15 protein-coding genes are annotated in these 17,249 nt (G+C 62.8%); 9 read left to right on the top strand and 6 right to left on the bottom strand.

What is annotated here, in order from left to right:
- Positions 1 to 71 precede the first annotated feature (71 nt).
- Genes VGG89_02215 through wecB form a run of 6 tightly spaced genes read left to right on the top strand, consistent with a single transcriptional unit; the run spans position 72 to position 7,226 of the window.
- Complete coding sequence (locus tag VGG89_02215) at positions 72 to 2,063, top strand: nucleoside-diphosphate sugar epimerase/dehydratase (GenBank protein ID HEY1975342.1); 1,992 nt, start codon at positions 72 to 74, stop codon at positions 2,061 to 2,063.
- A complete protein-coding gene (locus VGG89_02220) occupies positions 2,050 to 3,402 on the top strand; it encodes a nucleotide sugar dehydrogenase (GenBank protein HEY1975343.1) in 1,353 nt (450 codons plus the stop codon). Before VGG89_02215 ends, VGG89_02220 begins: the two co-directional genes overlap by 14 nt.
- Positions 3,399 to 4,418, top strand: coding sequence for a Gfo/Idh/MocA family oxidoreductase (locus tag VGG89_02225; GenBank protein HEY1975344.1), 1,020 nt, complete (start codon positions 3,399 to 3,401; stop codon positions 4,416 to 4,418). The genes VGG89_02220 and VGG89_02225 overlap by 4 nt, the downstream gene beginning before the upstream one ends.
- The gene (locus VGG89_02230; GenBank protein HEY1975345.1) at positions 4,406 to 5,002 is read left to right on the top strand and encodes an acyltransferase; all 597 of its coding nucleotides are present in this window, start codon (positions 4,406 to 4,408) and stop codon (positions 5,000 to 5,002) included. Before VGG89_02225 ends, VGG89_02230 begins: the two co-directional genes overlap by 13 nt.
- On the top strand, positions 4,999 to 6,129 hold the full coding sequence (locus VGG89_02235; GenBank protein HEY1975346.1) for a DegT/DnrJ/EryC1/StrS family aminotransferase: 1,131 nt from the start codon (positions 4,999 to 5,001) through the stop codon (positions 6,127 to 6,129). Before VGG89_02230 ends, VGG89_02235 begins: the two co-directional genes overlap by 4 nt.
- Positions 6,126 to 7,226, top strand: coding sequence for a UDP-N-acetylglucosamine 2-epimerase (non-hydrolyzing) (gene wecB / locus VGG89_02240; GenBank protein ID HEY1975347.1), 1,101 nt, complete (start codon positions 6,126 to 6,128; stop codon positions 7,224 to 7,226). The genes VGG89_02235 and wecB overlap by 4 nt, the downstream gene beginning before the upstream one ends.
- Here wecB and VGG89_02245 read toward each other — a convergent pair.
- Both VGG89_02245 and VGG89_02250 read right to left on the bottom strand, forming a co-directional pair.
- Positions 7,159 to 8,454, bottom strand: coding sequence for a glycosyltransferase (locus VGG89_02245; protein ID HEY1975348.1), 1,296 nt, complete (start codon positions 8,452 to 8,454; stop codon positions 7,159 to 7,161). The two genes, wecB and VGG89_02245, sit on opposite strands and share 68 nt — an antisense overlap.
- Position 8,455: 1 nt before the next feature.
- On the bottom strand, positions 8,456 to 8,926 hold the full coding sequence (locus tag VGG89_02250; protein HEY1975349.1) for an acyltransferase: 471 nt from the start codon (positions 8,924 to 8,926) through the stop codon (positions 8,456 to 8,458).
- A 142-nt stretch (positions 8,927 to 9,068) separates the two neighbouring features.
- On the opposite strand from VGG89_02250, the gene VGG89_02255 reads away from it, so the two are divergent.
- Positions 9,069 to 10,166 carry a glycosyltransferase family 4 protein gene (locus tag VGG89_02255; GenBank protein ID HEY1975350.1) on the top strand — a complete coding sequence of 366 codons (1,098 nt, stop codon included), beginning with the start codon at positions 9,069 to 9,071 and terminating at the stop codon, positions 10,164 to 10,166.
- Entirely contained in the window at positions 10,163 to 11,167 is a 1,005-nt protein-coding gene (locus VGG89_02260) for a glycosyltransferase family 2 protein (GenBank protein HEY1975351.1), read from the top strand. The genes VGG89_02255 and VGG89_02260 overlap by 4 nt, the downstream gene beginning before the upstream one ends.
- Here the strand turns inward: VGG89_02260 and VGG89_02265 are convergent.
- The 3 genes from VGG89_02265 to VGG89_02275 all read right to left on the bottom strand — a co-directional run bounded on the left by VGG89_02265 (position 11,137) and on the right by VGG89_02275 (position 14,909).
- On the bottom strand, positions 11,137 to 12,294 hold the full coding sequence (locus VGG89_02265; GenBank protein HEY1975352.1) for a glycosyltransferase family 4 protein: 1,158 nt from the start codon (positions 12,292 to 12,294) through the stop codon (positions 11,137 to 11,139). The genes VGG89_02260 and VGG89_02265 overlap by 31 nt on opposite strands.
- 157 nt (positions 12,295 to 12,451) lie before the next feature.
- Positions 12,452 to 13,966 carry a hypothetical protein gene (locus VGG89_02270; protein ID HEY1975353.1) on the bottom strand — a complete coding sequence of 505 codons (1,515 nt, stop codon included), beginning with the start codon at positions 13,964 to 13,966 and terminating at the stop codon, positions 12,452 to 12,454.
- A gap of 100 nt (positions 13,967 to 14,066) precedes the next feature.
- Entirely contained in the window at positions 14,067 to 14,909 is an 843-nt protein-coding gene (locus tag VGG89_02275; protein HEY1975354.1) for a formyltransferase family protein, read from the bottom strand.
- 133 nt (positions 14,910 to 15,042) lie between these two features.
- On the opposite strand from VGG89_02275, the gene VGG89_02280 reads away from it, so the two are divergent.
- Positions 15,043 to 16,071 (top strand): D-glucuronyl C5-epimerase family protein, encoded by a 1,029-nt coding sequence (locus VGG89_02280; protein ID HEY1975355.1) that lies wholly within the window; start codon positions 15,043 to 15,045, stop codon positions 16,069 to 16,071.
- Here the strand turns inward: VGG89_02280 and VGG89_02285 are convergent.
- On the bottom strand, positions 16,055 to 17,230 hold the full coding sequence (locus tag VGG89_02285; protein ID HEY1975356.1) for a hypothetical protein: 1,176 nt from the start codon (positions 17,228 to 17,230) through the stop codon (positions 16,055 to 16,057). The genes VGG89_02280 and VGG89_02285 overlap by 17 nt on opposite strands.
- Positions 17,231 to 17,249: the final 19 nt, after the last annotated feature.

Below are 17,249 nucleotides of genomic sequence, written 5' to 3' on the forward strand. Positions count from 1 at the left end.
TGGCCCGGAAGGCCCAGGGGCCGGGGTGCGATGGCACCCCGGCCCCAGTGCGTCTCCGTCCTGTTGTTTGCATGAGCTTGCTAATAGAATCGGTGAAGATGAAGATCGGCATCAAAGCGGAACCGCACGCGCGCGGCATCCGACCCGGATTACGCTATGGATTGCTGGCGGCGGACCTCTTGCTCTCACTGGGAGCCGTCGCGCTGGCTACGGAGATTGCCGACGTTCACTCGGCGACGGTGCGCCAGCTTGCCATCGTCGGTCTAGTTCTCTTCATCACCGGATCGTACGCACAGTTTCGCTACGAGAGCGCGCGCACGTTCGACTTCCACGACGTTTTACGGCTGCTCCTAGGAGCGACGGCCGGGGCGTTGGTTGCATTCGTCTGCATTTGGCTGCTCGTTACACCGCTGCATCACGTATCGGGACGCTTGGTCGCCGTCGCGGCGATGGTGGCCTTTACAATGCGGATGTTTCTGCGAATCGGGCTCGTGCTCGTGCGCACGAAGATCATCACCCACCGGCCGAACGCTCAACGGGTCGTGGTGGTCGGCGTGGGCATGCCCGCTTTCACCTTGATCAAGGAAATCCAAGAGGACCGCGATCTTCCGATTCGGGTGATGGGATGCGTGGACGACGGTATCGCGATCAAGCGCGTCGACGGAGTGAAGATTCTGGGAGGCGTCGAGGATCTTCCGAAAATCGTCGTACAGCTGCAGCTCGACTCGGTCATCGTCGCCATCCCCGCGGCTCCGTTGCAGACGATCAATCGCATCAAGCAGCTCTGCAGCGATTCCAAGGGCGCCAACGGCGCGCCGCCGACCGTTAAGGTCGTCCCCAACGCCGCCGATCTGCTCAATGACCGCGTGACGATCTCGCGAATTCGCGACATTCGGCTCGAGGACGTCCTTTCGCGCGATCCGGTCGTCGTCGATACCGCATCGTTGCGTCCCCATCTCGAAAACCAAGTCGTGCTCGTCACCGGCGCCGGCGGTTCGATCGGCAGCGAGCTGTGCCGCCAAATCGTGACGTTCGAGCCGAAGCTCCTCGTGCTGTTGGGTCATGGCGAAAATAGCCTCTTCGCCATCGAGCAGGAGCTGCGGCTGAACTACGGCTTTACCCGCACGAAGATGATCTTGGCCGACGTCGCCGACGCCTGGGCGATACGGTCGACGTTCGGACGCTACTACCCGCGCATCGTCTTTCACGCCGCAGCCCACAAGCACGTGCCCATCGTCGAAGCGAACATCTGCGAAGCGGTTCGTAATAACGTGATGGGCACGCGGACCGTGGCCTTGGCCGCCGCCGCTACCGGCGCCGCGAAATTCGTGCTGCTCTCGACCGACAAGGCCGTCAATCCGAGCAGCGTGATGGGACTGACCAAGCGTATGTCCGAGCTGGTCGTGCAGTCGTTCGCCGGCGGCAGCGCGACGGAGTTCGTCGCCGTGCGTTTCGGCAACGTGCTCGGCAGCCGCGGCAGCGTCATCCCCGTTTTCAAGCAGCAAGTTGCGGCCGGTGGACCCGTGACGATTACCCACCGCGACATGCGGCGGTATTTCATGACGATCCCGGAAGCCGTGTCGCTCGTCCTGCAAGCAATGTCGATCGGGCGCGACGGTGAGGTGTTCGTGCTCGACATGGGCGACCCCATTCGGATCATGGATCTCGCCGAACAGGTCATTCGCTTGTCGGGCTTTACGCCATATCAGGAGATCGACATCGTCGAAACCTCAATGCGTCCCGGCGAGAAGTTGTTCGAGGAGATCTTGACCAACCGGGAAGATTTTTCGCGGACCAGCCACGAGCGGCTTTTCATTGCCAAACAAGACCGGCTCGACTATAGCGAGCTGGGCCGTGCGATGGTTCAGCTGCAGCGCACCATACGCGCGTCGGATTGGCGCGCAACGCTCGAGACGATGCGCCAGTTCGTTCCCGAATATACGCCCGATGCCAACCTGCAGTTAACTCCGCCCCATTCGACGGCGAAAGTCGAACGCAACGTCATCGAGCCAATCACCAAAAGCGAACCCACTGTGAAGGAAAGATCGCGTGCAACTCGTTGAACCCGTTCCGCTGCGGCTCAGCGGTCTAAAGAAGAAGATCCTCGATCGCAGCGCGGTCGTCGGCGTCGCCGGTGTCGGCTACGTCGGGTTACCGCTGGCCGTCGAAAAAGCGAAGGTCGGGTTCACGGTGATAGGGTACGATCGCAATCCTATTCGCGTGGATCAAGTCAATCAGGGTCTCAACTACATTCGCGACGTTAACGATCGCGAACTGGCCGGAATGGTCGACGCCGGCCGTTTGAGCGCGACGACGGACTTTTCGAGCATTGGGAAGTGCGACGTCGTGATCATCTGCGTTCCGACGCCGCTCACCGTAAATCTCGATCCCGACATCTCGTTCATTAAAGCCGTGGCCGAGTTGGTCGCGCATCAGCTGCGCCCGGGCCAGCTCGTCTGCCTGGAAAGCACGACGTATCCCGGGACGACCAACGACGTGCTGCGGCCGATTCTCGAACGCTCGGGATTGAAAGTCGGAGAGGATTTCTTCCTGTGCTTTTCGCCGGAGCGCGTCGACCCGGGCAACGCGCGCTATACGACCAAGAACACCAACAAGGTGGTCGGCGGCGTTACTCAGGCCTGCCTCGAAGCGGGTGTCACGTTCTACGAGCAAACCATCTTGCACGTGCTGCCGGTGTCGTCGCCCAAGGTGGCCGAGCTGACGAAGGTCTTCGAGAATACGTTTCGCGCGGTCAACATCGCTATGGTCAACGAGATGGCGATTCTGTGCGACCGGCTCGGGATCGACATCTGGGAAGTCATCGACGCTGCCGCGACCAAACCGTTCGGAATCATGCGGTTCGATCCCGGACCGGGCGTCGGCGGGCACTGCATCCCCCTGGACCCCTTCTATTTGGCCTGGAAGGCGCGCGAGTACGACTTCCGCGTACGCTTCATCGAGCTGGCGGGAGAAATCAACGTCGGCATGCCGTACTTCGTACGGGAAAAGGTTCTGCGTGCGCTCAACGAGCGCGGCAAGGCGCTCAAGGGTGCCTCGATCCTGGCGCTCGGCGTAGCGTATAAACGCGATATCGACGACTACCGCGAGTCGCCGGCGCTCAAGGTCATGGAACTCCTGCAGCGCGACGGAGCCCGGATCGATTACCACGATCCGCACGTTCCAAGCTTTACCGACGAGCGAGGTAAGGCGTGGCACTCGATCCCGCTCTCGAAGGACGTGCTGGAACGCACCGACTGCGTGGTGATACTCACCGACCATTCGACGGTCGACTACGGCCGCGTTCTCGAGCAGGCCGAGCTCGTCATCGACACGCGTAACGCGACCAAAGACGTGCGTCAGAAGCTCAACGGCAAGGTGCAGAAGAGCCTGGTGCTGCTGTGAATGCCAACGGGAAGCGCCCGCGCGTCGGCGTCGTTGGGGCCGGCAAATGGGGCATGAACATCGTGCGTTGCTGCGCCAAGATGGGCGTGCTCGCGGCCGTTTGCGACGGCGACCTTCATCCGCTCGAAGAAATACGGGCGAAGTATTCCGGCGTCAAAGTCTTCTGCGATTTCGACTCGATGCTCTCGCTGGCGAAGATCGACGCCGTCGCGATCGCCGCACCGGCGCAGATGCACGCGAAGCTTGCGCTGCGCGCCATCGAGGCGGGGCTCGACGTCTTCGTCGAGAAGCCGCTCGCGCTCGGCGTCGCCGACGCCCAACGCGTGGTCGACGCGGCGCGGGATGCCGGGTGCAAACTGGTCGTCGGGCACGTTCTGCTGTACCATCCGGCCGTTCGGACGATGCTCAAGCTCATCGGCGACGGGCGCATCGGCCAAGTGCGGCACTTGCGTTCGCGGCGTCTGAGTTGGGGAAGGCTGCGTTCGTACGAAGACGTGTGGTGGAGCTTCGCACCGCACGACGTCGCCGTGATGCTCGAGGTGTTCGGCGAGGAACCGTCGGCGATCAGCTGCGACGCGAGCGCCTTTATCCGCCCGCACATTGCCGACGTCACCTACGCGGACTTTCGCTTTTCGACGGGGCGCAGCGCCCACATCGAAGTCGCGTGGATCGATCCGGACAAAGGGTGGCGCTTAGACGTGTTCGGTTCGACCGGCGTGCTGGCGTTCAGCGAAAGCAGCGACGGATCGAAGCTCGTGCTTACGCCGTGCGGCGACCGTTTGAACGCTCGCGGCGAAGCGGAGCTCTACCGCGAGCCGGCTCGCGAAATCGAGATTCCCGCCGGCGAGCCGCTGCAAATCGAGCTCGAAGCGTTCTGCCGTACCGTGCGCGGAGGGCGCCTGCCGCCCAGCCACGGCGACGAAGCGCTGGCGGTCGTTCGAACGGTCGCCATGATTCACGAATATGCAGAGACACCTGCCGCAACGACGGAGACGATAGCGCGATGGACGGCGTAGCCGAAAAAACCTATTTCGTACACGAAAGTTCCTACGTCGACGAACCAGTGGAAATCGGCGACGGCACCAAGATCTGGCACTTTTCACACGTCATGACGGGAAGCTCGATCGGACGTGAGTGTACGATCGGGCAAAACGTCGTCATCGGCCCGCGGGCGCGCATCGGTAATCGCGTCAAGATTCAGAATAACGTCTCGGTTTACGAAGGCGTGGAGCTCGAAGATGACGTGTTCTGCGGACCGAGCATGGTGTTCACGAACGTCACGACGCCTCGCTGCGGCACGCCGCGCAACCGGCCCGAAGATTTTGCGCCGACCCGGGTTCGTCGCGGGGCGAGCTTAGGCGCGAACTGTACGGTGGTCTGCGGCCACACGATCGGTGAGTTCGCGTTCGTAGGCGCCGGTTCGGTCGTAACGACCGACGTCCCGCCGTACGCGCTGGTCTACGGCAACCCGGCTCGCATTCGCGGTTACGCGTGCGAATGCGGCGTTCGCCTGACCGTCGCCTACGACGCGGCGCGCTGCGAACAATGCGGCCGTATGTACGTCGAGGAACACGGGCGCCTGCGGAGGACCGGCCGATGATACCGATTCTGGACCTCACCCGCCAGCATCGTCAGCTGCGACCGGAGCTGGAGCGCGCGATCGGCGCGGTCCTGGATGCCGGCACGTTCATTAACGGCCCCAACGTCAAGGCGCTCGAAGAGGAAATCGCGCGATACATCGGCGTGCCCCACGCCGTCGGACTGAACTCGGGGACCGACGCACTGCATCTCGCGCTGCGTGCACTCGACATCGGTCCGGGCGACGAAGTCATTACGACGCCGTTCACCTTCATCGCGACGACCGAGGCGATCGGTATGGTCGGGGCGACGCCGGTCTTCGTGGATATCGATCCCGCGACGCTCAACATCGATCCCCGCGCGATCGCGGCGGCGGTCACGCCGCGCACGAAGGCCATCATCCCCGTGCACTTGTACGGTTTGCCGGCGCCGATGGACGAGATCAACGCGATTGCCGCCAAGCATCACCTGGCCGTGATCGAAGATTGCGCGCAATCGATCGGCGCGACTTCCGGCGGCGTTCGTACCGGAGCCCTCGGCACCATTGGTGCATTTAGCTTTTTTCCGTCAAAAAACTTAGGGGCGTGCGGCGACGGCGGCATGGTCACCACGTCCGACGAGCAGCTCGCCGAACGCGTGCGCCGCTTGCGCGCGCACGGAGCCGCGGTGAAATACTACCACGACGAGCTCGGGGTCAACAGTCGCCTCGACGAGCTTCAGGCCGCGATCCTTCGCGTTAAGCTGCTGTGTCTGGAAGGATGGATCGAACGCCGGCGCACGGTTGCGGCTTGGTATACCGTGGAGCTGGGCCGCTTGCCCGCAATAGGACTGCCGCTGAGCCGGCCGCAGCAAACGGTGCGCCACGTCTACCATCAGTTCACGATTCGGATCCTCGACGGTCAACGCGATCGCGTTGCCCGCGACTTGCGCGAACGCGGCGTGCAAACGATGGTATACTATCCGGTACCGTTGCACTTACAGGCAGTTCACGCAAGCTTGCGACTGGGCGCAGGCGCCTTTCCGCACGCGGAAGAGGCGGCGCGCGAGGTGCTGTCGCTGCCGATGTTCCCCGAACTGCGGGATACGGAAGTCGATCGCGTCGTTTCGGCGGTGGAGAAGAGCGTCAAGCGCCAGGGCGTGCCGGCATGAAAGTCGTCAGCGTCGTCGGAGCGCGTCCACAGTTCGTGAAGGCGGCGGTGTTGAGCGCCGAACTGGCCGCCCGCCGTATCGATGAAGTCCTCGTTCACACCGGTCAGCACTACGATGCCGAGATGTCGGACGTGTTCTTTACCGAGTTGAACATCCCCAAGCCGAAGTACGAGCTCGGCGTCGGCTCGGCCGGTCACGGCGTGCAGACGGGCGAGATGATGCGTAGGATCGAACCGGTTGCAATCGCCGAGCGTCCCGACGTCATCATCGTCTACGGCGATACGAACAGCACGCTCGCCGCGGCGCTGGTTGGAGCCAAACTCGGTATCCCGGTCGCGCACGTCGAGGCGGGATTGCGCTCGTTCAACCGTTCGATGCCCGAAGAGATCAATCGCGTCGTCGCCGATCACGTGTCGAGCTGGCTCTTCGTTCCCAACGCGCGCGCGCGGGCACAGCTCGCATCAGAGGGCATCGTCGACGGCGTCGTCGAGGTCGGCGATCTCATGGTTGACCTGGTCGCGCGTGTCGCTCAGACGTTGCCGAAAGATCCGCCCGTTCTGGAGCGCTTCGGCGTGAGCCCCTATGCGTACGGCGTCGCGACGATTCACCGGGCGTCGAATACGGATGACGCGCAAACGTTCGCCCGCCTCATCGATGGTTTGCACGCGGTCGACATGCCGATCGTCTTCCCCGTCCATCCGCGCACGCGCGGCATTGCCGCCGCGTGCGGCGTCGGTCAGAACGACAACATCATTGTGAGCGCGCCGTTATCGTACGGCGAGACCATCGCGCTTCTTTCTCGCGCCTGCGTCGTGTTCACGGATTCCGGCGGCATGCAGAAGGAAGCCTACGTGCTGCGCACGCCGTGCGTCACGCTGCGCGAAGAAACGGAGTGGCTCGAAACGCTCGAAGACGGTTGGAACGTGCTTGCCGGCAGCGATCCCGCAAAGATCGCGCGCAGCGCTCGTCGATTGATGCCGGCCAAACAAAAGGCCCACTACGGCGACGGCCGCAGCGCGGAAGCGATCGCTAACGCGTTGATCGCTGGTACGCCCGCGCAGACTGCGGACCACCGCGCGATGAAGCGGGCGACATAGTTGCGGCGTCGAGCGTTTCCGCAAACGCTTCGGCGAGATCCATCGCCGTAAACACGGCGCCGGGCGCGAGTTGCAGCTTCCGGTGACCGGACGCAAAATGCCGTTGCGCTTCGCGCAACGCCGCAGTAGCCTCCGCGAGGTCGCTCGCAAACCATCCCATCGCGCGCTGGGCCAAGTATTCACGCATGACGCTGGTCTTCGGACCGAAAGCAATAACGGGGCGCTCCGCCCCGGCATACTCGAAGATTTTGCTCCCTAGCTCGTGCGACGTCGATTCGTCCATGTTGAGCAAGACGAGGAGATCCGATGCGCGGCGCTGCGCTGCAAGCGCTTCGTGCCGGGGCACGGTACCGTGCTGGGCAACGATCGATTCGATTCCGTAATCCCGCGCGAGCGAGCGGACGTGGTCGCTATTGGGGCCGTAACAATCAACGGTTGCATCGCCCGCCGGATCGCCGGCGGCGCGCAATGCCGCAAGCGCCTCGAACAGGAGTTGCGGCGTTCGATGACCGTCGTACATCGATCCCGCGTAGCAAAGGCTGAAGCGCTCGGGAACGCAATCTTCGAGGTCGCTCCAGTCGTCGGGATCGGCGCCGTTCGGTATGACGTTAACGTGGCGCCCGTGAATCGAGCCGAGCAGGGCCGCGATCGGCGGCGAGATCGTCGTTATCCGGTTTGCCCGGCGAAGCAGCAACCGTTCGAGCGCGCGCTGTAGACGGCGCTGCAGCGGTCCCCATCCCGCATATTGATTTCCGGTCCAAGGATCGCGGTAATCGGCAATCCACGGAAGTCCGCGCAGCGCCGCAACGGTCGCACCGACGACGTGCACGCTAGCCGGCATGGCGGTGCTCAGCACGGCATCGTACTGCCGCGAGCGCGTCGTCCGTAAACCTTGCACGATCGCATCGGGCATCCATCCAGCCGTCCGGTCGGGAAAATAGAGCGTCGTTTTCACCCATCGCAAAAGTCGACGCAGCGGCGAAACGCGATCGGCGCCCGGTTGCGCATCGGTGCCGTCGAGCGCCCCGCGCACCGAGCGTTCGAAGCGCTCCCCGAGTACTCGCGCCTCGAGGACGTCAGGCGACGCGGGGCGGTCCGGTAACGCGTGGGTCAGCACCGTCACGTCCCATCCGAACCGGGGCAAGTATTTGGCGAGATAACTGGGACGCAATGCGCCGGCCGCCGGCTCCGGTGGAAAGTGATACGCGATAAGGAGAAGACGTTTCACGCTATTTCGCGAGAACGCGAATCGGTCGCGCGGGGACGCCCACCACCGTCTCACCGGCCGGAACGTCTCGCGTGACGACGGATCCCGCGCCGACAATCGCACCCGCTCCGATGGTGACGTTCGGCAAAATGGTCGCACCGCTTCCGATCGAAGCGCCGCGACACACGCGGGTGGCCAAGCACTTCCAGTCGGCTTCGGTTTGCAGCTTGCCCCCAACGGTTGCACGCGGATAGAGATCGTTGGTGAAAACGACGCCGTGGCCGATAAACACCTCGTCCTCGATGGTCACGCCTTCGCAGACGAACGAGTGCGAAGAGATCTTGCAGCGCGCGCCGATCTCGGCATTTTTCTGAATCTCGACGAATGCGCCGACCTTGGTTTCGTCACCGACCGCGCAGCCGTAGAGATTGACCAGATCCGGATGCGGGATCTTCACGCCGGTGCCGAGCCGGACATCCTTGCTGACGGGCATAACGTCAGTTTAAGCCGGTTGCTTAGTCGCCGCAGGGGCCGTTTCGCCTGCGCTAGTTGGGACTTTCCGAGGTCGCTGCGCGACCCGATTCTCTGTCACGATAAGGTGGATGGTTGGTTCGCGACGCCCGAAGGTCGTGCATATGACCTCGGTGCACGATCCCAATGACACGCGCATCGCGCAGAAAGAATGCGCGACGCTAGCAAGCGAGGGCTACGAAGTCGTACTCGTCGCACCCGGGCAGCCGGAGCGGCTCCCCGCCGGCGTCCGCCACGTCGAGATCGACCGTCCGAACAATCGGCTGCGGCGGTTCACGCGCACGATTTACGCAGTATATCGCGCCGCGCGTCAGGAGCGCGCCGACGTCTATCATTTTCACGATCCCGAGCTGATCGGCGTCGGACTAGCGTTGCGCCTTCAAGGCGCTTGCGTTGTCTTTGACGTGCACGAGGACGTACCGCGCGACATCGAGACCAAGCCGTGGGTGCCTCCGCCGCTGCGGCCGATCGCCAGCGCCGTCGCCGCGCTCATTCTCAAAGCGGCCGAGCGCTGCTTTAGTGCGATCGTTCCGGCGACCCCTTCGATCGCGACGGGCTTTCGTCACTCCAACGTCGTCATCGTGCGCAACTATCCGCGCCTCGAGGATCTCGTAAACGACGAGCAGCGGGCGCCGTTTGCGGCTCGGCCCATGAGCGCGCTCTATCTCGGCAGCATCTCCGTCCTGCGTGGCGTGGAGCAGTCCGTGGCCGCAATGGCCGATCCTTGCATTCCGACCGGGGCGCGGCTCATTCTCGCCGGGCCATTTGAAAGCCAAGAACTTCGCGCGCGGATGATGGCGATCGCGGGTTGGAACCGGGTCGACTACTTGGGAACCGTAGCGCGCACAACGATTCCATCCCTTCTGGCCGGCGCACGAATGGGATTGCTGCTCTTTCAGCCGGCCCCCAATCACGATCAGGCGATGCCGACGAAGTTTTTCGAGTACATGGCGGCCGGGTTGCCGGTAATCGCGTCGCGTACGCTGGAAGCGTATCGCGACATCGTAACGGAGCACCGATGCGGCATTCTCGTCGATCCCGCGAACGTCCGCGAGATAGCCGCTGCGATGACGCGGCTCTTTGAGGATCCCGGACAGTCTGCCGAAATGGGCGCCCGCGGGCGCGACGCGGTCTTCGGACGGTATGAATGGGCCAACGAAGCCCGCAACCTGCTCGGACTGTACAAGGGGATGATCGCGTGAAAGTGACCGCAATAGTTCCTACATACAACGAAGAGCGCTCGATCGGCGAGTGCCTGACGGGCTTGTTGCAGCAGCGCGGCGTGGACGACTACGAGATCGTCGTCGTAGATGGGCACAGCCGGGATCGCACGGTCGACGTGGTGCGCAGCTTTCCGGAGTTCGGGACGAAAATCAAGCTGGTCGAAAATCCGAGGCGCTTTCAAGTGTACGCGTGGAATATCGGCTGTCGCGCCGCCCAAGGCGAATACGTCGTGCTCATCAGCGCTCACACGGTGTACGGCCGGCACCATTTTCAGCGTTGTCTGGAAGCCATAGAACGGACCGGTGCCGACGCCGTTGGTCCCGTACAAATGGCGCACGGTGAGGGGTCGCTGGGCAAGGCGATCGCCTGGTGCATGAGTTCGCCGCTCGGCATCGGCAACGCGCGCTTCCGCTTCACGCAGGAAGAGGAAGAAGTCGACTCGGTGTTCAGCATGTTTTTCCGGCGCGATATGTGGGAGAAGCTCGGCGGATTCGACGAGCGCGTCGCGTTCGACGAAGACGCCGAGTTCAGCTATCGGATGCGCGAGGCGGGAGCCAAAATCGTCGTTTCGCCCGCCATCGCGGTGAGGTATGCCGTTCGCGGCTCGCTGCGCGGACTTTCGCGCCAGATGTTCTGTTACGGGTACTGGCGCCGCTTCACGCAGCTGCTCCATCCCAAGGACATTCCATTGCGGGTTCTCGCGCCTCCCGCGCTCGTCGCCGGCCTCGCGCTGTCGGTCTTACTGCTCGCGACGCCGATTCGTTTTCTGGCGCCGGTGCTGCCGCTGATCTACGCCAGCTACGTGCTGGTCGGCGTTGCCGGGGCAGTTCCCAAACTGGGACTTGTTTCCGGCGCGAACGTTTGCGCGGTGCTGCCGTGCATGCACCTTTCCTACGGATTGGGATTCTGGCGAGCGCTAATGTCGCCGGAGCAGAGGATGCTTTTCGGTCACACGGCCTCTCGCAGCGCCCTTTTATAGAGCGCGTCGTAAGAGCGCGCGTTCGCCTGCCATGTGAGGTGTTCGAGCGCGAAGTCGCGCGCGCGCGCACCCATGCGCGCCACGAGAGCCGGATCCGCAAGCAGCGTCCGCAAGTGCCGCTCCAGACCATCGCGGTCACCGGGAGCCAGCAGATAGCCATGGACGCCGCTCGTAACGATTTCGGGAATACCTCCGACCGTGGTCGCGACGACGGGTTTTCCGGCCAGCATTGCCTCGCAGACGGCCAATGGAAGCCCTTCGCGGTAACTGGGAAGGCAGAACACGTCGGCGGCGGCGTGCATCCGCGCGATTCCGGCGCGATCGAGCATTCCACACAGACGCGCGTCGACGCCGCGCGATGCGATCGCCGAGGCGACGTCACGATCCGACGCGTCCAGACCCGCCAACAAGACAACGGGATTGTGATCGTGCAATCGGGCCGTAACGTCGATTAAATCGAACGCGCCCTTGCTTGCCGCGGGGCGGCCCGCGAAAGCGATAACCCGCCGGTTGGTATCGAGGCCGAGCTCGCCGCGCGCGCGTCCCCGATCGAGAGATCCGAACAACGCTTCATCGGCGCCGTTGTAAATGACGTCGACGTCGCGCTCGAAAAGCGCGCGAACGTGGCCGCGAATGAACTCGCTCACAGCGACCACGACGGCCGCTCCAGCGACGCCCTCGGCCGCGGCCCGGCGCAAGCCTGCGCGCCGCCACGGCCAGTCGTAGGCATCGCTGCCGTGCGCCGTGAGCACGGTCGGCAGTCCTTGCCGTATCGCGATTTGGCCGGACGGGATGAGCGCGTGCGCGTGAACGATGTCCGGCCGGAAGCGGCTCACGATCGCGCTCAACGCCGAGTGGACTTGCAGGGGCAGGTATTCCATAGCAACCATTCGCGGCGGAAAAAACGCGCGAATCGTCTCGACGGGAATGCCCTCGATTTCGTAGCGGCCGGGAATCGCCCGATACGCTCGCCACTTGCCGCTCCATGCGGGCGCGTGCGGCACCACCCGAGTCACGAGAATCTCGTGCCCCAAGCGCTGCAACGCCTGCATCTGTGCGAGCACGAAGATTCCCGCGACCGGCTGCCCTGGGGCCGGAAAATCCTTGGTGATGACGAGCACGCGCATGCCGGTACATTGTAGGGAACGCCGAGACGCAGCGACAGGTCCGAACGGCCGTATAGACCGGTACGAAGCGCTAGCGAGCGCCCGGCTAAAAGCAGTCGCCGCCGGCAAAGCGCCGGCGGCGACGAGCGAGGTGACTGCCTGGAGTCGCTCCAGACGTTTAGGGGAAGACGATCCGTGCTTCCATGGCAGGGAGCGTCGTTGGCGGCGGCCCGCCGGTGGTGTAGACCGACCCTCCGTCGAGTACGCCGTTTCCACTAAGCGTAAGCGTGTGATGATACGTCGTGTACGGGAACGAGTGCGCAACGGTATCCGAGTTGACGACGACGGCGCACGCGCCGACGTACGATCCTCGCAGGTAGCATTTCGCATATTGCCGAGCGTACGTGCCGGACGATAGTTTGAGACTCGAAAGGCTCGACGGTGAGATCGTCGGATTCATCGGAACGAGCTCGGTTTCGGGCATCACGCGCAGGCCCGACGGCGTGGCGAACTCCTCCCAAAGAACGCTGTGCGCCGGGTTATACGTGAGCAAGAACGATGCGAGCGCGTAGATCCGAGCGTCGTACGAGGAGCTCGCGGTATTGCTGTTGCGAAGCATGCATTCGAAGATCTTGCCGTAGTTGCTTATGTAGAGCTCGGTGCTCTCCGTTGCTTGCCAAACCCAAGTGTGCATCTTCGGTGTGGCGTTGTCGCTGTAGCAGTGCTCGAGATTGCCTCCAATGGTGTTTGCAGAGCTGAGTAATCCCACGGAAAGCGACATGCCTTCGTTGTGGAATGCCGAGAGGCCGTTAAAGATCACCGGTACGCGGGACACTTGATTGAGCGAACGTCCATACGTCAGCCAGGTGGAGTCGTTGTAGCCGCACGGGTCTCCCGTCAGACCCCCAAGAGGTCCGGCATTGTCTTCGAAGACGGCGTCGTAGTGTGCCGTCCCGGCAACGCCGGCCGTGTACGTGCTGAAGAGCGACTGCATCGTCGAGGAGCCGATGTTCATAATGTACATCTGATGCCCGTCGTACGAATAGGTGAGCCGCGATCCGCTGCAGTTATGTGCGAATGCCGCTTCGGTGCCGGTGAACATTGGAGCGCCGCTTGTCGTGACGTTAGGATCGGCGTAATACTCGGTCTTTATGCCGGCGTCATGGATCGCGTTTGCGTAGGTGGGACCCGCCTGCGCCCACGTGAGGTATGGAGCGGCCGAAGTCCACGAGACCGACGTCGTGCCGTACGGCCTACCGAGGTAGTCTGCCGTCAAAATATGTTTTTGAACGGTCGTGGTACTGCTGCCGCTACCGATAGTGATCGTGGTTGCCGATAGGGCGGTGCAAGAACCTTGACCGTAGACTTTGGCGTTTTCGCCGGCGGCAAGCTTTCCGCCGCTGATCGTCGTGTTCGAATGGGTGTAGATGTGGAGTTTGTAACACTGCGACGATCCGGTGTCGAGTACGAAGCCTCCCGTGAACAATCCGGTGATGTCGCCGGTGAGCGTCAGGTACGTGGAGCTGGTGTTGGGGTGCATGGTACCGCGCGCTGGCGTAGCAGTTTGATTGAGAATCGGCTGCTGGGCGTTAGGGTACTGCGGCGTCGCAGGGTTGAGCGGAGAACCGCCTCCGCTACATGAGGCGAGGCCGACGGCAAGCACGGCCGTCAGCGTGCATTTTGTTAAGCGCATTTTACAGTCTTCGGCCCCGCCGTGAGGGCACTAAAGCTGCTTGGAGTGCGCGCATTTCGGCGCTCGCTCAGTTACGAAAAGCGCCTAGATTTTGGCGAATTTACGAGCGTTCGCTTGCCAATTGAGGAGGCGGGGAAGCGCCGTTGCGGCGGACCGTTAAGCGTTGCTTTACGTAATCGGTAAGTCCGGGATAAGAATAGTAGCCGGTCTTTGCACCCTGCCGATCGATCGGTCGAGCCGTGCCTGCTTCGAGTTCTTTGATGAGGCGCTGCACGTCGGGTAAGCTCGCGAGGATGGCCTTGTGTTCGATGAGGTGATGGTTGTCGCGTCTAACGTCGACGTTGGCGATGCGGCCCTGGGCAAAAATCTCGCCCTCGTCGATTCGATCATTTAAACGGAAGAGCGTGTAGCCGAAGTTCCCGTAATCGCCGTTGTACAGCGTCCAGAACGGCGGATACAAGCCTTTATATTCGGGCATGACGCCGACGTGCCACAAGAAAACTCCCTGGCTTGCTTTCTCGCGGAGCGACTTACCGAAGTACTCGTGGATGCAGTGGGAAAAGATGACGTCGGGCTTGAGCAAGTCGAGATAGTGCAGCACGCGCGGATCGTTGACGCTGGCGGTGCTCAAGAAGGGCCCCCAACTGTGAAACCCGACCTGGCGCCAATACTCGTCGATGAGCGCGTTGGCGTCCCGGCTGTTATGCGACCGCCCTGCAGTTGCATGATAAAGCAAGTGGAAGGCCGCTTCGTCGACTGCGCGCAACAAGCCGCGCCGGCGCACTCGCTTGGCAAAGAAATCGCGCCGCCCGCGTTTGGATCCTTTCCACTGGGTGGTCGTCGGGATCCAGACGCATCCCTGAAGGTCTGTGCGTTGAGCCAGCCAGTGGGCTACAAGCCGGTTGAGGCGGTTTTCGTAACCGACGAAGACAGTCCGAAGCATATCCACACGGTAACCGCCGGACGCACACCTGGGGAACTCCCGCATGCCACCGTTGCGGTAGGGCACTAGGCCCACGCCTTCAGGAAAGCTGGGCCATGCGGGCCGCTCGCCTGCCGGCGGTAAGATGATGAGAATGAAGACACCCCTGTCGGTGCGTCCGCGACCGGTGCGCTTGCTGCGCAGTTTCTTTCCCACGGACTGGGCGATGAAGCGCCGCTATCGCATGCCTTCGGCCGATCCCGGGCAGCCGTACTACATCTATTATCCAAGCGGATTGGAACTCGATCGTCCGTGGCCGGAGGTTTCCTTTGGCGCCGACGGCGTCGTGACCACCGCTCAGGGACGAAACCCCGTCACGGTCGCGCAGTACGCATTGTATTCGCACGAGCGTTCGTTGAGAAGCGTTCCCGGCAGCGAGCAAGCGTTCGTTTCGCAGATTCGGTACCTTCGCGACGTTCAACGCGAAGACGGTGCGTACACGTACGCCTCCGCCGCTCCCGAGTACCTCGCGCCGCCCGGATATCTCTCGGCTATGGCCCAGGGCGTCGCCGCGTCGGCACTCGTTCGCGGCTACACCGCAACGGGCGATAGCGCGTATCGCGATGCCGCGATCAACGCGCTCAAGCCCTTGAAACTCGACGTCGCCGGCGGCGGCGCCGCCTTCCTTCGCGAGGGAAGCGTTTTTTTCGAGGAGGTCGCGAGCGCGCAGCCCTGTCATATTCTCAACGGGCATCTGTTCGCGGCGTTCGGCTTGTGGGACATTCTACGCCTCGGAGCCGGTGACGCCGAGCTGCACGCGCTTCACGAACGCTCGATCGAAACGCTGCTTCAATGGCTACCGCTCTACGACGCGTCGGGCTGGTCGTACTACCAGCTGGCCGTGCGCGACGCCAACACGCGTCACCTCGCGCATATGTCGTACCATCAGTTACATATCGCTCAGCTGCGCGTCTATGCCGCGATGACCGGTCGGGACGCGTTTGCGGCGACCGCGAACCGCTGGGAAGCGGCGCTGCGCGACGTGCGTGCGCGGGCGCGCGTGTGGCTGGACAGCGCTGCTTGGCTCGTCGAGACGACTCGCGCGCACTCCGGACTATCTCGGCGAGGACCCTGGCGGCCGATACCAGTCGTGACCTCGCAGACGGCTATCGAAAGGCGATAACTGCGGCGCGTGGCCCGAGAGCGTTTGGGGGCGGCGGCCCGTTCGCCGCGATCGTGCCGCCGTCGAGGACACCGCCTCCGGCCAAGACCAGCGTGTGACGGTAGTCGCGAAATGGGAACGGCCGCGCCGCATCGGTCGGATTCACCACCGCAACGCACGCTCCAACGTAGGTTCCGGCAATGTAACAGCGCGCGTATTGCCGCGCGTACGTCCCGCCCGGCGTTTGCAGGCCGGAAATATCGGAAGGAGCGCGCACGACGGGCGCAAGCGCGACCAGCTGCGATTCAGGCTCGACGCGAAAATGCGATGGTGTTTGGAACTCCTCCCAAATGATGCTCGTCGCGGGATCGTAGCTCAGCAGAAACGATGCATAAAGGTAGGTTCGTGCATCGATCGCGGACTCGGCCGTGGTTTGGTCTCGAGCCATGCACGTAAAGAGCTTTCCCGTGGCGGTGACTTGCAGCTCGCTATTCTCGGTCGCCTGCCAAATGGTCCCGGTGGTTTTGGGGTGAGCCGCATCGTTTGAGTAGCAATGCTCGAAGTTGAAGCCGAGTGTCTTGTCGCTGGAAGCCAATCGGATTATGGGCGATGCTTTCGGCCGGTATGCAGCGTCGAGCCCACTGATAATGAGGGGAACGGGAGAGTGCTGATTGAGGGCCTCGAGCGACGCAATCCAGGCTGCATCGTCGTACCGGCACGGCAGCGAGCGAAAATGGAGATACTCCGACGGCAGATCGTCGTCGTCCTCGAAAACGGCGTCGAAGTGCGCGACGCTCGTTATTCGCCTCAGCCAGCGTTCGAAGACGGCCTGCATGCTGGGCTGGTCCAAGGCCATGACGTATTCCGTTACCGCGTCATAGGGAATCGCTATTCGGTTGTTGAGGCAATCGTGCGCAAACGTCGACTCGTCCGGCGTGTAGAGTTGATCGCCGCGATTCGCAACCGTCAACGAGGGATCGATATAGGACTGTGTTTTTATGCCGGCGGCAGCGACGGCGTTGGCGATGCGCACCGAAACTTGCGCCCACGTGAGGTGCGGCGCTGCTTGCGCGGGCGACACCGACGTCGAGCCGTACGGGGCTCCAAAGTAATCGCCGGTCATGACGTGGCGTTGCGAGATGCTCGCAACGATCGCAAGGATAAAAGCGAGGTGGGCCATGCATGGCTGTTACCCGCAT

Source organism: Candidatus Baltobacteraceae bacterium, assembly GCA_036488875.1.
Lineage (GTDB): Bacteria > Vulcanimicrobiota > Vulcanimicrobiia > Vulcanimicrobiales > Vulcanimicrobiaceae > JAFAHZ01.

What these genes read in the sequence shown, in the direction of transcription:
- VGG89_02215 (HEY1975342.1), top strand. Translation starts at nt 72, where the DNA reads ATGAGCTTGCTAATAGAATCGGTGAAGATGAAGATCGGCATCAAAGCG.
- VGG89_02230 (HEY1975345.1), top strand. Translation starts at nt 4,406, where the DNA reads ATGGACGGCGTAGCCGAAAAAACCTATTTCGTACACGAAAGTTCCTAC.
- VGG89_02235 (HEY1975346.1), top strand. Translation starts at nt 4,999, where the DNA reads ATGATACCGATTCTGGACCTCACCCGCCAGCATCGTCAGCTGCGACCG.
- wecB (HEY1975347.1), top strand. Translation starts at nt 6,126, where the DNA reads ATGAAAGTCGTCAGCGTCGTCGGAGCGCGTCCACAGTTCGTGAAGGCG.
- VGG89_02250 (HEY1975349.1), bottom strand. Translation starts at nt 8,926, where the DNA reads ATGCCCGTCAGCAAGGATGTCCGGCTCGGCACCGGCGTGAAGATCCCG.
- VGG89_02255 (HEY1975350.1), top strand. Translation starts at nt 9,069, where the DNA reads ATGACCTCGGTGCACGATCCCAATGACACGCGCATCGCGCAGAAAGAA.
- VGG89_02265 (HEY1975352.1), bottom strand. Translation starts at nt 12,294, where the DNA reads ATGCGCGTGCTCGTCATCACCAAGGATTTTCCGGCCCCAGGGCAGCCG.
- VGG89_02270 (HEY1975353.1), bottom strand. Translation starts at nt 13,966, where the DNA reads ATGCGCTTAACAAAATGCACGCTGACGGCCGTGCTTGCCGTCGGCCTC.
- VGG89_02275 (HEY1975354.1), bottom strand. Translation starts at nt 14,909, where the DNA reads ATGCTTCGGACTGTCTTCGTCGGTTACGAAAACCGCCTCAACCGGCTT.
- VGG89_02280 (HEY1975355.1), top strand. Translation starts at nt 15,043, where the DNA reads ATGAAGACACCCCTGTCGGTGCGTCCGCGACCGGTGCGCTTGCTGCGC.
- VGG89_02285 (HEY1975356.1), bottom strand. Translation starts at nt 17,230, where the DNA reads ATGGCCCACCTCGCTTTTATCCTTGCGATCGTTGCGAGCATCTCGCAA.